Source organism: Bradyrhizobium sp. USDA 3311 (assembly GCF_054062495.1).
The window spans coordinates 4,425,536-4,441,002 of the sequence record NZ_JBSSFI010000001.1 but is presented as its reverse complement, the minus strand read 5'-3'; the positions used below and the strand labels follow the sequence as shown (position 1 = coordinate 4,441,002).

At 63.4% G+C, this 15,467-nt stretch carries 11 protein-coding genes; 4 read left to right on the top strand and 7 right to left on the bottom strand.

Annotated features, from left to right (window positions below):
- Nucleotides 1-70 precede the first annotated feature (70 nt).
- The 3 genes from ACVWW6_RS21025 to ACVWW6_RS21015 all read right to left on the bottom strand — a co-directional run bounded on the left by ACVWW6_RS21025 (nt 71) and on the right by ACVWW6_RS21015 (nt 3,343).
- Nucleotides 71-1,588, bottom strand: a complete 1,518-nt coding sequence (locus ACVWW6_RS21025) for a tripartite tricarboxylate transporter permease (RefSeq protein ID WP_028173162.1) — start codon at nt 1,586-1,588, stop codon at nt 71-73.
- 12 nt (nt 1,589-1,600) lie between these two features.
- Entirely contained in the window at nt 1,601-2,143 is a 543-nt protein-coding gene (locus ACVWW6_RS21020) for a tripartite tricarboxylate transporter TctB family protein (protein ID WP_097532284.1), read from the bottom strand.
- Between the two features lie 225 nt (nt 2,144-2,368).
- Nucleotides 2,369-3,343 (bottom strand): Bug family tripartite tricarboxylate transporter substrate binding protein, encoded by a 975-nt coding sequence (locus tag ACVWW6_RS21015; RefSeq protein WP_271553551.1) that lies wholly within the window; start codon nt 3,341-3,343, stop codon nt 2,369-2,371.
- Between the two features lie 1,147 nt (nt 3,344-4,490).
- On the opposite strand from ACVWW6_RS21015, the gene ACVWW6_RS21010 reads away from it, so the two are divergent.
- Complete coding sequence (locus tag ACVWW6_RS21010) at nt 4,491-4,760, top strand: hypothetical protein (RefSeq protein WP_456681353.1); 270 nt, start codon at nt 4,491-4,493, stop codon at nt 4,758-4,760.
- Nucleotides 4,761-5,128: 368 nt separating this feature from the next.
- On the opposite strand, the gene ACVWW6_RS21005 is transcribed toward ACVWW6_RS21010, so the two are convergent.
- From ACVWW6_RS21005 to ACVWW6_RS20990, 4 genes are all read right to left on the bottom strand, one after another.
- The gene (locus tag ACVWW6_RS21005; protein WP_271553554.1) at nt 5,129-5,926 is read right to left on the bottom strand and encodes an enoyl-CoA hydratase/isomerase family protein; all 798 of its coding nucleotides are present in this window, start codon (nt 5,924-5,926) and stop codon (nt 5,129-5,131) included.
- A gap of 42 nt (nt 5,927-5,968) precedes the next feature.
- Complete coding sequence (locus tag ACVWW6_RS21000) at nt 5,969-7,168, bottom strand: pyridoxal-phosphate-dependent aminotransferase family protein (RefSeq protein WP_028173158.1); 1,200 nt, start codon at nt 7,166-7,168, stop codon at nt 5,969-5,971.
- A 117-nt stretch (nt 7,169-7,285) separates the two neighbouring features.
- On the bottom strand, nt 7,286-8,569 hold the full coding sequence (locus ACVWW6_RS20995) for an MFS transporter (protein WP_271553555.1): 1,284 nt from the start codon (nt 8,567-8,569) through the stop codon (nt 7,286-7,288).
- Nucleotides 8,570-8,621: 52 nt separating this feature from the next.
- Nucleotides 8,622-9,824: a pyridoxal-phosphate-dependent aminotransferase family protein gene (locus tag ACVWW6_RS20990; RefSeq protein WP_456681352.1), complete on the bottom strand. Its 1,203-nt coding sequence runs from the start codon at nt 9,822-9,824 to the stop codon at nt 8,622-8,624.
- A gap of 131 nt (nt 9,825-9,955) precedes the next feature.
- Between ACVWW6_RS20990 and ACVWW6_RS20985 the strand changes: the two genes are divergently transcribed.
- The 3 genes from ACVWW6_RS20985 (at nt 9,956) to ACVWW6_RS20975 (ending at nt 14,194) form a co-directional block, all read left to right on the top strand.
- Nucleotides 9,956-10,693: a GntR family transcriptional regulator gene (locus ACVWW6_RS20985; protein ID WP_271553557.1), complete on the top strand. Its 738-nt coding sequence runs from the start codon at nt 9,956-9,958 to the stop codon at nt 10,691-10,693.
- Between the two features lie 104 nt (nt 10,694-10,797).
- A complete protein-coding gene (locus ACVWW6_RS20980) occupies nt 10,798-13,773 on the top strand; it encodes an FAD-binding and (Fe-S)-binding domain-containing protein (protein ID WP_456681351.1) in 2,976 nt (991 codons plus the stop codon).
- Nucleotides 13,766-14,194 (top strand): GlcG/HbpS family heme-binding protein, encoded by a 429-nt coding sequence (locus tag ACVWW6_RS20975; protein WP_271553559.1) that lies wholly within the window; start codon nt 13,766-13,768, stop codon nt 14,192-14,194. The genes ACVWW6_RS20980 and ACVWW6_RS20975 overlap by 8 nt, the downstream gene beginning before the upstream one ends.
- Nucleotides 14,195-15,467: the final 1,273 nt, after the last annotated feature.

Below are 15,467 nucleotides of genomic sequence, written 5' to 3'. Positions count from 1 at the left end.
ACGCCAGGACTTGGACTGCGACGTCATCGACAAACTAAGCTTTTGATCTACTTATAGTTTAAGAGCGAATTTACCGTGATGCGGTTTTCGCCCGTTGCGTCCATCCGAAGTGGCCCAGCAGGCCATCGATCAGCGGCCAGAACAGAAGCAGAATCGCTAGCGTGGTAATCGACCCGACCAGCCCGTTCGCCCAGAACACTCTGAGGTCGCCGCCGGAGCCGATCATCGACAGGCGGAATGCGTCCTCGGCACGGTTGCCGAGGACGAGGGCGAGCGTAAACGGCGCCAGCGGAATTCCGATCTTCTTGAAGACGTAGCCAACGACGCCGAAGCCCAGCATCAGCCAGATGTCGAACATCGCGTTCTGGATCGCATAGGCGCCGATCGCGCAGGATACCACGATCATCGGCGCCACCGCCGCAAAGGGCACGCGCAGGATCGATGCGAAGATCGGCACCGTCGTTAGCACCAGCACGAGGCCGACGACGTTGCCGAGATACATCGAAGCGATCAAGCCCCAGACGAAATCCTTGTGCTCGACGAACAGCAGCGGCCCCGGATTGAGCCCCCATACCATCAACCCGCCGAGCAGGATCGCGGCTGTGCCGGAGCCGGGAATGCCGAGCGCCAGCATCGGCAGCAGCGCCGCGGTGCCGGAGGCGTGCGCCGCCGTTTCCGGCGCAAACACGCCCTCGATGCGACCCTTGCCAAAACTCTCCGGATCCTTGGAAAAGCGCTTGGCGAGATTGTAGCCCATGAAGGAGGCCGCGATCGCCCCGCCCGGGGTGATGCCGAGCCAGCAGCCGATGAAGGAGGAGCGCAGCAACGTCACCCAGTATTTCGGCAGGTCCTTCCAGACACCGAGCACGACGCGCAGCGAGATGCTTGCCGCGTGGCCGCGCAGTGCCAGCCGCTCCTCCATCGTCAGCAGGATCTCGCTGATTCCGAACAGGCCGATGACGGCGACGAGGAAGTTGATACCGCGCAAGAGCTCGGCCGAGCCGAAAGTCATGCGCAGATTGCCCGACACCGTGTCCATACCGATGCCGGCGAGCAGCAGCCCCAGCGACATCGAGATGACCGTCTTGTGCTTGGCCTCGCGCCCCAGGCCAACGAAGGAGCAGAAGGTGAGCAGATACACCGCGAAGAACTCGGGCGGGCCGAACTTCAACGCAAAGGACGAGATCATCGGCGCGAGGAAGGTGATCAGGAGCACTGCGACCAGCGAGCCGATGAAGGAGGACGTGAACGCCGCGGTCAGCGCCTCCGCCGCCCTGCCCTGCTGCGCCATCGGATAGCCGTCGAAGGTGGTCGCGACCGACCAGGCCTCGCCCGGGATGTTGAACAGGATCGAGGTGATCGCGCCGCCGAACAGCGCGCCCCAGTAGATACAGGACAGCATCACGATGGCGGAGGTCGGGTCCATCGTGAAGGTCAGCGGCAACAGGATCGCAACGCCGTTGGGGCCGCCGAGGCCCGGCAGCACGCCGACGAAGATGCCGAGCACCAGCCCGACCATCATCAGCACGAGCGTCTTCCACGTCAGCAGGACGGCGAAGCCGTGAAGCAGGAGACCGAGAGCTTCCATCGCGGGTCCGTCCTAGTGGCCGAAGGCCGCTTCGAGCGGCCCCTTCGGCATGATGACGTCGAAGGCGATGTCGAAGGTGACGAACATGATCGCCGTGAACAGGAAGGCGGTGAGCAGCGACTTCCACAGCGCGATCTTGCCGACGAGGCGCATGAAGGCCGCAATCAGCAAGAAGCTCGCGACATAGAGGCCGAGGAACTGCGTCACCAGACAGAACAGCAGCGTCGGCACGAACACCGCCATCACGCGGCGGGCCTGCGCGCGCGTGACGAAGCTTCCGGACGCCGCGCGGCGCGCGACGAGCGCCGCGATCAGGCCGTAGAGGCTGCCGCCGCCGAGGATGACGGAGAGATAGAACGGGAAATAGCCGGGCTCGGGCCCGGTTGCGTCCCAGGAAGCCCCGGTGCGCCAATTGTCGTAGCCGAGCGTGACGGCCAGCGCGAGCAGCAGGAGGCAGACAAGGATTTCGATCGTGCCTGAGCTGACGATGGAGGGCGAGTCCTCTTCAGGCGCGGTCGGATCGTCGACGACGATTTCTATATCGGTTTGGGACATGTGCTGCTTTGCAAAGCCGGAATGATGTCACCTCGCCCCCGCTTGCGGGGAGAGGCAGAGGTCGCATCCGCGGCCGTTTTCTAGGACGCCGAAGCAAAGCCTCGGCTATGGCGAAGCGCCGGGTGAGGGGGACTCTCGGCACGGACGGGGAAAGCTGGACTCGCCGAGACCGCCCCTCACCCCTGCCCTCCCCCGTAAGAACGGGGAGAGGGAAAAGAGAGACGGCTACTTCGCGACGAATCCGGCTTCGATCATCAGCGCCTTGTTGATGGCATCGTCCTCCTCGAGGAATTGCACCATGTCCTTGCCGGTGAGGAAGATCGGCTTCAACGCCTGTTTCTCCATGTAGTCCTTGTACTCGGCGGTCTGCGTCACCTTGTGGAACAGCTCGACATAGAAGGCCTGCTGCTCGGCCGTGACCTTGCCGGGCAGGAACATCGCGCGCAGCATCAGATACTGGACGTCGACGCCCTCCTCCTTGCAGGTCGGGATGTCGGCCCAGGACTGCGTGTCCGTCACCTTGCTGGTGTAGAAGATGCGCTCCTTGTCGAACACGCAGAGCGGACGCACCTGGCCGGCGCGCCAGACTTCGAGGTTTTCGCTGGGGTTGTTGACGTTGGCCTCGGTATGGTTGCCAACGAGCTGGGTCGCGGCCTCGCCGCCGGACTTGTAGGGCAGATAGGAGAATTTCGCGCCGGTCTTCTGCTCCAGGAACACGGTCAGCACGTGATCCTCGCGCTTGGAGCCGGTGCCGCCCATCTTGAACGGCGAGCTCGCCGCCTTCGCGGCCTCGACGAATTCCTTTACCGTCTTGGGACCGGCGCTGTTGTCCCACAGCACGAACTGGTCGAGCGCGATCACCGAAACCGGGGTCAGCTCACGCCAGTTGAACGGGATCTTCGCCGACATCGGCAGCATGTAGATCAGCGAATAGGCGATCAGCACCTTGTTGGGGTCGCCCTCGCTGGACTTCATGTACATCAGCGCTTCCGCGCCCGAGGCGCCGCCCTTGAGCGAGACGACCATCGGCTGCTTCATCAGATTGTTCTTCTGGATCGCGGCCTGCATCATTCGCGCCATCTGATCGGAAGCACCGCCCGCACCGGCCGCCACCACGATCTCGACCGGTTTGGTCGGTTCCCAGCCGGCAAAAGCCGGTGTGCCACAAAGCGCGGCCGCCAGCACGATCGTGGCCTTCATTCCATGTCCCACGTGCGTCTTCCCTAATTTCTTGTTCGGATTGGAAATTCAAAGATGAATTCAGCGCCATTGTGCTGGCGAATCCGGCTGGATTCAAGCCACGCGGCGCAACATTGCTTATGACTTTGGGATGAGAACAACTTATTCAAAAATTGAGTAGAATAAGTCAATTACTACATTGAGCAGCAAGCGCACGGTCCATGAGTGTCGTTGTGCCGGCGACAGAAACTTAGATGTTGATGAGGTCTGAGCAAGACCTGCGACCGCCCCCCTGATCCACGGAGTGTCGACGTCCGGAGGGGCTAGGGAGACGGTCGCTATGGGCGCGCGTGCGAAGGGTTAGGGCCCAGTTGCGAACAAATGATGACAAGTATCGGAGCCCATGCCGTCCGTTCGATCGAATTCAAGACGACAGCTTGACGAAAGAAAGAACGATGCGATACCCCGCCCCGCGCTGGACGCGGCATCACCGCAGTTCGCCGACAGCCTATTCGCAGATCTGTTAAAACCCCGAAGTGTCGGTTCGAGCGGATTTGTCGAAGACAATAGTTGGTAGAAATATGCCGCAGCTTCTTTACATTAACGAGAGATTTGGCCACGACGCGACAATTGTCTTAGACAGCGGAGACGCCTGTTGGATCTCTGTTGGTAAAAAGGGAGTCCTAATACGGTCTCACAAGCATAGCTTCTGGGGCGGATTGCTGGGAGGCCTTTTTGGTCTGAAGCTCTATGAGGAGCGGGATGTCTACCAAGCGCTACAAATTGCGCAAGCTCTCACGGCAACGTATCGGTCGGTTCCACAAATTGGGTGCAAGGACGTGATACTGAAAGCTTTCTGTACAGCAGTTTGGCACTGCTCTTCACCCGCACGAGTCAAGGTCGCATTAAATGAGCCGGCGCGGCCCGAGGAGTAACGTTGCTGTCCGTCAGCTCCGCTTTTTAAGGCCAATTTTGGTTCCGTGCCCCGAAACGACCTACAGCCGAACAGCTCCCCGCATCAGCTTGTATACGTCTGTGCAATATCGTGCTTACGATTGTCTGGCCCAACCACACTCCTGAAATATGGGTGCAAGGGAGAGTGTTAGCTTGGATCGCAACCTCGAGCGGAGGAAAACGCGGTGGAGAGTGCAGTGGGGAGTGCCCGCCCGTGCCGCTGGCGGCATGGCAAGAGCAGCTGCGCTATCATGATGACGAGCGGCGGGGGATTGCTCGCAAGGCCGTTAAAGCCCGCTGGGCGCGACATTTGCCGCAGGCGGCGCATGAAGGCGTCATTCGATTTGGAGACATCGAGATTGAGGCTGCCGTTCTGAACGATGGGCAGCGAGTGATCACGTACAGTGGCTTCATGATGGGCCTAGGTCGCCCCTCCAACGGACGTCAGCATCACCGGGCGGCGTCATACTGCCTTCTCTTTTGACATTGCAGAACCTAGAACCCTTCATCGGCGAAGACTTTGCTGTGATCGCTAAGCAGATTGAATTCCGCACTAAGCAAGGCGCTAAGGCGTTCGGCTACTCAGCGAACTTGCTTCCGGAGGTCTGTGATGTCTTTGCGCGCACCCAACGCGCCGGAGTCCTAAACGCCACCCAGCGTTACATCGCTGACCGCGTATGAATTATAGCAGAGCAGCTCCAAGGCTCTGGTACGCTACGCCTCATTGATAAAGCTATGGGTTATCAAAAAGTTAGTGAGAAATAGGCGCAGCAAAGGGCCTGAACGCCAATCGGCCCAGGAACTCCCGGACGGGAACAGCGGGCTTCGAGAGTTGCAGTATCAATCTGGTTTTTACTTACCCTTCCAGACCGGCGTCCGCTTGTTGAGGAAGGCGTCCATGCCCTCGCGGAAATCTTCGCTCATATAGGCCTTGAGGATCAGGTCCTCACCCTCTTCGCGCGACAGCGTACGGCGGATGCGGCGGACCGCTTCCTTGGTCGCCTCGAGCGTGAGCGGCGCGTGGCTTGCGACAAGCTTTGCGGTCTCGTCGGCGCGACGCTGAAGCGTCTCGGCGTCGGGCACGACCTCGTTGAGCAGGCCGAGGGCGAGCGCTTCCGGCGCCTCGACCAGCCGCGCCTTGAAGATCAGATCCTTGGTGCGGGCAGGTCCCACCAGTGCGACGACGCGGCTGATGTTGGACATCGACAGGCAGTTGCCGAGCGTACGCGCGATCGGAAAGCCCATTCGCGTCGTCTCAGTCCCGATGCGGAGGTCGCAGCAGGCCGCAATGCCGGCGCCGCCGCCGGTGCAGGCGCCGGCGATCGCCGCGATCACGGGCACGCGGCACTGCTCGAGCGTGCCGAGCACGCGGTCGATGCGGGCCTCGTAATCGAGTGGATCCTGCGCGGTCTTGAACGCGCGGAATTGCGAGATGTCGGTGCCGGAGGCGAACGCCTTGTCGCCGGCGCCGGTCAGGATCAGCGCCTTGATCGAGCGGTCGGCGTTGATCTCAAGGCAGATCTCCGCCATGCGGTCATACATGGCGAAGGTCATTGCGTTGCGCGCCTGAGGGCGGTTGAAGGTGATCCGCGCGATGCCGTCCTGGACGGAGTAGAGCAGGTCTTCGTTGGTCGTCGTCGGTGCGTTCATCGCGCGCTCACTTTCCAGGTTAGTTCAGGCCACCTGCGCCTTCTAAGCTACTTGGGCCTTGGCCATCGGCACCACATCGCGTCCCTTCAGGACGTCCATGGCCGCCAACACGCCGCCGCTCCGGTGCGGAATCTTTGCAAGATCCAGGCCCATCTCGACGCCGGCGAGCGTGCCCATCAGCATCAGATCGTTGAAATGGCCGATATGGCCGATGCGGAACACCTTGCCCTTGACCTTGTTCAGGCCCGTGCCGAGCGACATGTCGAAGTTTTCCAGCACCACCTTGCGGAAGGCGTCGGCGTCGTGTCCATCCGGCACGCGCACGCCGGTCAGCGCAGGGGAATGCGCGGCAGGATCGGCGCACTGCGTTTCCAAGCCCCAGACCTTGACCGCGGCGCGGGTCGCCGCGCTGTGGCGCTTGTGGCGGGTCCAGACGTTCTCCAGCCCTTCCTCTTCCAGCATCTTGACCGCTTCGCGCAAGCCGTAGAGCAGATTGGTCGCGGGCGTATAGGGGAAGGTGCCGAGCTTGTTGAAGCTGATGACCTCCTGCCAGTCCCAATAGGAGCGCATGCCCGGGTTGGCCTTGGCAACGGCGAGCGCCTTCTCCGAGACGGCGTTGAAGCCGAGGCCGGGCGGCAGCATCAGGCCCTTCTGGGAGCCTGCGACCGAGACGTCGATACCCCAGGCGTCGTGCTCGTATTCCATCGAGCCGAGGCCGGAGATGGTGTCGACCATCAGCAGCGCCGGATGCTTGACGCGGTCGAGCAGCTTGCGCACCTCCAACGGCGGCGTCACGCAGCCGGTCGAGGTCTCGTTGTGCACGACGCAGACCGCCTTGATCGTGTGCTGCTTGTCGGCGGCAAGGCGCTGCTCGATCTCGGCGAGATCGGCACCATGGCGCCAGTCGCTCGGGATGAAGTCGACGTCGAGCTTGAACTTGTCGGCGATGCCGCGCCACAGCACGGCGAACTGGCCGGTCTCGCACATCAGGACCTTGTCGCCGGGCGAAAACACGTTGACCATCGCCGCTTCCCATGCGCCGGTGCCGGACGAGGGGAAGATGATCACGGGCTGCTTGGTGCGGAACACGCGCTGCATCGCGGCAAGCACGCCGAAGCCGAGCTCGGCGAACTCCGGACCGCGATGGTCCAGCGTCGGCATGTCCATCGCCCGCAGCACGCGGTCGGGCACGTTGGTCGGTCCTGGAATCTGTAGGAAATGCCTTCCAGTATGCACGGTCATCGGCGTCCTTCCCGGTCTTGCCTTGATTTTGATGGCCGCCGAATAGCACCATTTGACCGGCTTGTCCCCTCTCCTTAAGGCCCCTCCCATGCATCGGCGGCGGGCCTCCGCCGCCCCCTATTCCGCGGCCACCACCTTTCCGGACGGCAGCCTCCCCTCGACCTCCGCGAACGGACGCTCTGGATGCATCAGGAAGGCGGAAAAGCCGCCGAGCAGCAGCAGCCCCATCGACATCAGGAACGGCAGGTACCAGTTGCCGGTCACGTCGATCACGAAGCCCGCGACCAGCGGGGAGACGATGGCCGCGAAGGCCGAGCCGGTGTTCATGATTCCCGAGGCGGTCCCGGAATATTTCGGGGCGATGTCCATCGGGATCGACCACATCGGACCGATCACCAGTTCAGCGCAGAAGAAGCCGGCCGACAGGCACAGCGCGACGATGGTGATGTCGTGGACGAACAGGATCGGAAACAGCGAGAGCAGCGCCCCCGCAAATCCCGCAACGGTGACGCTGAGCCGCGCCAAGCGGACATTGCCGGTGCGGTCGAGGATCTTGTCAGACAGCACACCGCCGACGCTGTCACCGACCACGCCGGCGAAGAAGACGCCGGAGGCGAACAGCGCCGAGTTCTTGATGTCGAGACTGTAGTTGTTCTTGAAGAACAGCGGCAGCCAGTTGAGGTACAGCCACAGGCACCAGCCGTAGCAGAAATAGGTCAGCGTCACCGGCCACATCCGGCCGAGCAACGGTCCCCACGGCACGCGCGGCCGCTCACCGGTCGGGCGCGGCGGCAGCGCGGCGAGCTCGGCTTCGGTGATGGAGGCATGCTCTTTCGGCTCGTTGCGGAAGTACCAGACCCAGATCACGCCCCAGACGAGGCTAACGAAGCCGAGCACGACGAAGGCGCCGCGCCAGGTCAGCCAGAGGATCAACAGCGCCACCACGGGCGGCGTCACGGCATTGCCGAGCCGGGCGAAGGAATGGGTGAGGCCTTGCGCGAAGCCACGGCGGTTCGCCGGCGTCCAGTATTGCATTGCGCGCGTCGCGGTCGGGAACGTCGCGCCCTCGCCGAAGCCGAGCGCGAAACGCGCGACGAACAGCGCGGCAAGACCGTTGACGAAGCCGGTCATGATGGTCGCGGCCGCCCAGATCATGCCGCACCAGAACAGCGTCTTGCGCGGGCCGAAATGATCGCCGACCCAGCCGCCGATCACCTGGAACAGCAGATAGGGATAGGCGAAGGCGGAGAAGACGAAGCCGAGCTGGGTGTTCGAGAGGCCCAGCTCCTTCTGGATCTCGCTCGCCGCAGTGCCGATGTTCACCCGGTCGACATAGGTGATGAAGTACATCGCGCAGAGCATCGCCAAGACGACATGCGTGGCCTTGAACCGAATTCCCATCTCCACCCTCGCTGATTGCTTTTTATGATTGGCCTTGCGTGTCCCGCGCGATCTAGGTGCCGACCCCTTTCAGATGCGGCGATGCGTTGCCCTGCGGGCGCTGCTCCAACAGCTTCATCGCGACATCGACGCCGCCCGAGCGATGCGGCACGCCGGCAACCGACAGGCCCATCTCCACGCCGGTGAGCGCGCCGAGCAGGGTGAGCGCGTTGCATTCGCCGAGATGGCCGATGCGGAAGACCTTTCCGGCGACCTTCGAGAGCCCGGAGCCGAGCGACATGTTGTAATTGTCGAGCACGACTTTCCTGAACTGATCGGCGTCATGGCCCGGCGGCATCAGCACGGCCGTGAGCACCGGCGAGAACTCTGAAGGCTCCTGGCAGAGCACTTCGAGGCCCCAATGATTGACGGCGGCGCGGGTCGCGGCAGCTAACCGCTGATGCCGGGCGAAGACGTTGTCGAGCCCCTCTTCGAGCAGCATCGTGATCGCCTCGCGCAGGCCGTAAAGCAGATTGGTCGCCGGCGTGTAGGGGAAGAAGCCTTTTGCGTTCGGCTTCAGCATCTCCTCCCAGTCGAAATAGGAGCGCGGCATCTTGTTGGTCTTCGCCGCTGCACGCGCCTTCTCCGAGATCGCGTTGAAGCCGAGGCCGGGCGGCAGCATAAAGCCCTTCTGCGAGCAGCTGACGCTGACGTCGACCTTCCACTCGTCGTGGCGGTAGTCGACCGAGCCGAGCGAGGAGATGGTGTCGACCATAAGTAGCGCGGGATGCGAGGCGCGATCGATCGCGGCGCGGATCTCGGCGATGCGGCTGGTCGCGCCGGTCGAGGTCTCGTTGTGCACGACCATCACGGCCTTGATCGCGCGCGCCTTGTCCTCGGTGAGCTTCGCCTCGATCAAGGCGGGGTCGGCGCCACGCCGCCAGTCGCCGGGCACGAAATCGACCTCGATGCCGAAACGGCTGGCCATCTGCCGCCACAGGGTGGCGAAATGGCCGGTCTCGACCATCAGCACCCGGTCGCCCGGCGACAGCGTGTTGACGATCGCGGCCTCCCAGGCGCCGGTCCCCGACGAGGGGAAGATGATGACCGGACCCCTGGTCTGGAAGATTTTCTGACTGCCCTCGAGGACGGTCCGGCCGAGCTCGCCGAATTCGGCGCTCCGGTGGTCGATCACAGGCATGTCCATGGCGCGCAGGACGCGCTCGGGGACCGGGCTTGGGCCCGGAATCTGAAGGAAATGGCGTCCCTGATGCATGAAACCTCCCTGTCGGCGAATTCTGCCGGCTCTGCAGGTTATTTTGCATTCATTTTTTGTCATTTCAATCGAATTTTGGTATTCGATTGTGGACGTCGACGCGACCAGACGGGCAAACTACTGTGCTGCAAATGAAATCCACGATTCCCGACACTGGGGTTCCGATCACCCCGCCCGCCACAAATGGCGGCGACCGCCAGGAGGCCTCGCTCCATGGCGAGATCCTGCTGCGGCTGCGCGACTACGTGGTCGAAGGCAACATTCCCGACGGCGCGCGCGTTCCCGAGCGCCAGCTCTGCGAGATGCTCGGCATCTCCCGCACGCCCTTGCGTGAAGCGCTAAAGGTCCTTGCCGCCGAGGGGCTGATCGAGCTGCTGCCCAACCGCGGCGCTCGCGTCCGCCAGCTCAGCCAGCGCGACCTGGAAGAGCTGTTCGACGTCATGGCGGGACTGGAAAGCCTCGCCGGACGCCTTGCCTGCGAGGCCATTACGGATGAGGAAATCACCGCGATCGAGCAGCTGCATTACGAGATGTACGGCCACTATCTGCACCGCGACATGCACGGCTATTTCCAGACCAACCAGCGCATCCACGAGAGCATCGTCGCAGCCGCGCGCAACGAGACGCTGAAGACCGCCTACGCCAATTTCGCGGGAAGGATCCGCCGCGTCCGCTACTCCGCCAATTTCGCCCGCAAGCGGCAGCGCTGGGCGGAAGCCATGCGCGAGCACGAGGCCATCCTCGATGCGCTGCGCCGCCGCGCCGGCAGCGAACTCAGCGACATCCTGTTCCAGCACCTGCGCAACAAGCGGACGGCCGCGATCGAGCACCTGACCGAGCCCCAAGAGGACGCGCCGGCCTCGCCCTGACGGGCGGCCGGCTTGCTCATTTTGAATTCATAATATAATCGGTCGTGAACAATAATGAATAACTCAGCAAGGCTGAGCTTCGCTGGGTCAGTCCGGGATCAGGGATGACAAACGCCTCCTCGCTCGAACGGCGCCTGCGGTCGGAATTGACCGGCGACGTCCTGTTCGACCGCTTCAGCCGCGGCCGCTACGCCACCGACGCCTCGTTCTACCAGATCGTGCCGGCGGGCGTGGTCGTGCCCAAGACCATGGACGAGGCGCTGCGGGCCCTGGCGATCGCCCGCGACGAGGGCCGCAAGGTCACCCCGCGCGGCGGCGGCACCTCGCAATGCGGCCAGACCGTCAATGACGGCCTCGTCGTCGACCTCTCCAAGCATCTCAACCGCATCCTGTCGCTCGACGTCGAGGGCCGCACCTGCGTGGTCGAGCCCGGCATCGTGCTCGACGACCTCAACCGCCAGCTCAAAAAGCACGGCCTGTGGTTTCCGGTCGACGTCTCCACCGCCTCGCGCGCCACCATCGGCGGCATGGCCGGCAACAATTCCTGCGGCGGCCGCAGCTTGCGCTACGGCACCATGCGCGACAACACGCTGTCGATGGAGGCGGCGCTTGCCGACGGCACGCTCAGCCGCTTCGGCGAGGTGTCGCGCGATCTCTCCGACGTCGAGGCCAGCGACAGCGCGCGCGCCCTGTTCCGCGACATGCTCGATCTCGGCACCCGCGAGGCCGATGAGATCGCCGCGCGCTTTCCAAAGGTGCAGCGCCGCGTCGGCGGCTACAATCTCGATGCGCTGGTGCCGCGCAACGCGCCGAACAACATGGCGCACCTGCTGGTCGGCTCCGAAGGCACCCTCGCCTTCACCACCAAGGTCGAGCTGAAGCTCTGGCCCGTCATCCGTAACAAGGCGCTGGGCGTCTGCCATTTCGGCAGCTTCTACGAGGCGATGGATGCGGCCCAACATCTCGTCAAACTCAAGCCGATCGCGGTCGAGCTGGTCGACCGCACCATGATCGCGCTCGGCCGCGACATCGCGATGTTCAGGCCGATCATCTCGGCCGCGATCAAGGGCGATCCGGACGCCGTGCTGGTGGTCGAGTTCGCCGAAGAGAATCAGGCGGACAATCTCCTGCGCCTGAAGCAGCTCAACGAGCTGATGGGCGATCTCGGCCTCGGCTGGAATAACGACACGCGCAAATGGGGCGGCGTGGTCGAGATCACCGAGCCGGCGCTGCAGAGCGGCATCGCCGATTTCCGCGCCGCCGGCCTCAACGTCATGATGTCGATGAAGCAGGAGGGCAAGCCGGTCTCCTTCGTCGAGGACTGCGCGGTGCCGTTGCCCCATCTCGCCGACTACACCGCGCGGCTGAACGAGGTTTTCGCAAAACACGGCACCAGCGGCACGATGTATGCGCATGCCTCCGAGGGCTGCCTGCATGTGCGCCCGGTGCTGAATTTGAAGCTGGAGAAGGACGTCAAGGCGATGCGCGCCATCGCGGAGGAAGCCTTCGCGCTGGTGCGCGAGTACAAGGGCTCGCATTCCGGCGAGCACGGCGACGGCCTGGTGCGCTCGGAATTCCACGAGACGATGTTCGGCGAACGCCTCGTTGCCGATTTCAGGGAGGTGAAGCAGCGCTTCGATCCCGATGGCGTCCTCAATCCCGGCAAGATCGTCGATGCGCCCAGGATGGACGACCGCTCGCTGTTCCGCTTCAAACCGGACTATCGCGTCGCTGACTTCAAGACGAAACTCGACTGGTCCGCCTATCCCGGCGCCGGCGGCGGTTTCCAGGGCGCGGTCGAGATGTGCAACAACAACGGCGCCTGCCGCAAGCTCGAGGGCGGCGTGATGTGCCCGTCCTACCGCGCGACGCGCAACGAGAAAGACGTGACGCGGGGGCGCGCCAACACCTTGCGGCTCGCGATCTCCGGCCAGCTCGGCCCGAACGCGCTGTCCTCGGACGAGATGATTGAGACGCTCAAACTCTGCGTCTCCTGCAAGGCTTGCCGCCACGAATGCCCGACCGGCGTTGACATGGCCAAGATGAAGATCGAGGTGCTCGCCGCCCGCGCAGCCACCCACGGCCTGACGCTGCGCGACCGCCTGGTGGGCTATCTCCCGCGCTATGCCGGCCTCGCCTCGCGCTTCGCGCCGCTCGCGAATTTGCGCAATCACAGCCCGTTGCTGCAAAAACTGTTCGAGCGCTTTGCCGGCATCAGCGCGCGCCGGGCGCTACCCGCCTTCCGCAGCGACGTGTTCGCGCCGCCTGCGGAAACGGTCGGCCCGGAGAGCGGTCGCGAGGTCGTGCTGTTCGCCGATACGTTCAATCGCATCTATGAGCGCGAAAATCTCGATGCCGCGCTGCGCGTGCTCGCGGCCGGCGGTTATCGCGTGCATCTGCCCAGGCCCGCGGGTGGCAGTCGCCCGCTCTGCTGCGGCCGCACCTTCCTCTCCGCGGGTCTCGTCGACGAGGCCAGGTCCGAGCTGGACCGGCTGGTGGCCGCCTTCGCGCCCTTCGCCGCGCGTGGCGTGCCGATCGTCGGTCTCGAGCCTAGCTGCCTGCTGACGCTGCGCGACGAGCTTTCGTCGCTGCGCAAGGACGATGACGCCAAGGCCATCAGTGCCCATGCGCTGACCTTCGAGGAATTCCTGGTGCGCGAAGCCCAGGCCGGCCGGCTGCAACTGCCGCTCGGTACCGTCGCCGACAAGGCCGTGGTGCACGGCCATTGCCACCAAAAATCCTTCGGCGCCTTCAGGCCAGTCGAGCAGGTGCTGCGGCTCGTTCCCGGCCTTGAGGTCGAGACCATCGAGTCCAGCTGTTGCGGCATGGCGGGCGCCTTCGGCTATGGCGCTGAGACCTATGACGCCTCGATGGAGATGGCCGAGCTGTCGCTGCTGCCCGCCGTGCGGCGCGCAGACGAGGCGACGCTGGTCGTCGCCGACGGCACTTCCTGCCGGCACCAGATCCACGACGGCACAAAGCGCGAAGCGCTTCACGTCGCGCGCGTGCTGGCGATGGGCCTCGATCGCGCCAAGACCAATTCCCCTTCTCCAGCTGCAAAGGAACCCAACCATGGCTGAACTGACGCTCGACACCGCCCGTAAGATCCTCGACGCCGCCTTCGCAAAGTCCACCGAGCTGAAGCTGAAGCCGCTCGTCGTCACCGTCCTGGACGCGCGCGGTGTGCTCAAGATCGCAGCAGCCCAGGACGGCACCAGCCTGATGCGCGCCGAGATCGCGCACGGCAAGGCCTATGGCGCCCTCGCCATGGGCATGGGTTCGCGCGCGCTGTACCAGCGCGCGCAGGAGCAGACCTATTTCATCGACTCCGTGAACACGATTGCCAAGGGCGCGCTGGTGCCGGTCCCCGGCGGCGTGCTGATCATGGACGGCACAACGCTGCTCGGCGCCGTCGGCGTGTCCGGCGACACCTCCGACAATGACGAAGCCTGTGCCATAGCCGGCATCGAGGCCGCGGGGCTAGACGCCAAACCGGGATAGCGCGCGCCCGCTTCGTACGCCAAGCACAAGAATGCGTCTATGCCGAAAGTTGCCTGCCGGTTGAGGGAAAACACGATAAGCAGCTCACGCCCCGCTACTGGGCAGCCCGACCGCCCGGCACGGCATGGCGGGAGGTTGCCGCCGGCGGGCAGGTTCGGACCATCGATAGGGGCCGCGATCTCGAAAACCACGCTTGTCTCGTCACTAAGACCCGCCGTGTGAGAATTACGGACCGGCTGAAGAAGCTCACCTGTCGAAGTCTGCCAGAGTGTTGGTAGTGGCCGACTGCAGTGTCCTAACCGTACGCCACCGGCACATTCGTCTGAATCGCGGCCACGCCAACCTATCTCTATCCTCTCCACCGCAGTCGCGCGGCGCACCGGGCACGAACTCTCCTGTTGGGATAAGCCTCCACCAGAGGATCCGTTGTCTATGACCGTCGTGGCATGGAAACCGCAGCCGGCGGACGTTTGCTTGGACTTTAGATTGCGATCGGGAGCACCGATTGCAAGCGTCTGCGGCACAGCGGCCAAGCCAAGTGGAATCCAGCCAATCCAAAGTCAGCGCTTGGCCGCGCTGCCAGCTAACTCCATCGCTAAATCTAAAGCTGCGATCCCGATTTGGTCTGCAGGATGCGATTTGCAGCGTCGATCCATCCAACCGACGATCGCGGCGAAATCGCCGCCACCTACAATTTCCCTATCACCACTAACATTTAGTCCGCTAATAAAGCCAACGACCCAAGATTCAAAAGCGCCCTTGACAACGGCGCTCTTGGCTCTGTTCGTCCAGGCCGTGCACGATTGAGACCCAGCACCGACAATCGTAGCGCCGGCCCCGAGTGGATTTGTCGGCAGCAGCAACAAGGCGACTAACACTAACAACCTCAGCATCTGATCGGTGACCTATCGCTAGAAGCAACCTACTGATCTATAGCGCATCTGCCAGTCTTATCGATTGGCCGTTCTGGGCCGCGAGAACGGCGATCCGATCGTAAATTTACTCGGCAACCGGCCCCGAAGGCGTCTCCAGCCCGCCTCGATTGGCGCGACGTCCTGCTCCACCTGAGCGATCGAGGACTGGCGATGCGCTTGCTGTCGCTCGAGTAAAGCAGAAAATGGGCCTGCGTGGCATCCTAGTCTATTGCCATTGCGGCCATCATGTTGCTCTGAGCACTGATCGCTGGTCGGATGATGTTCGGTCATCAGCCGCTCAATTTCGTCACGGGCGGCCTGTCGGGCGCGCCCGAGCGCTTGGAAGAACTGCTCGGAGG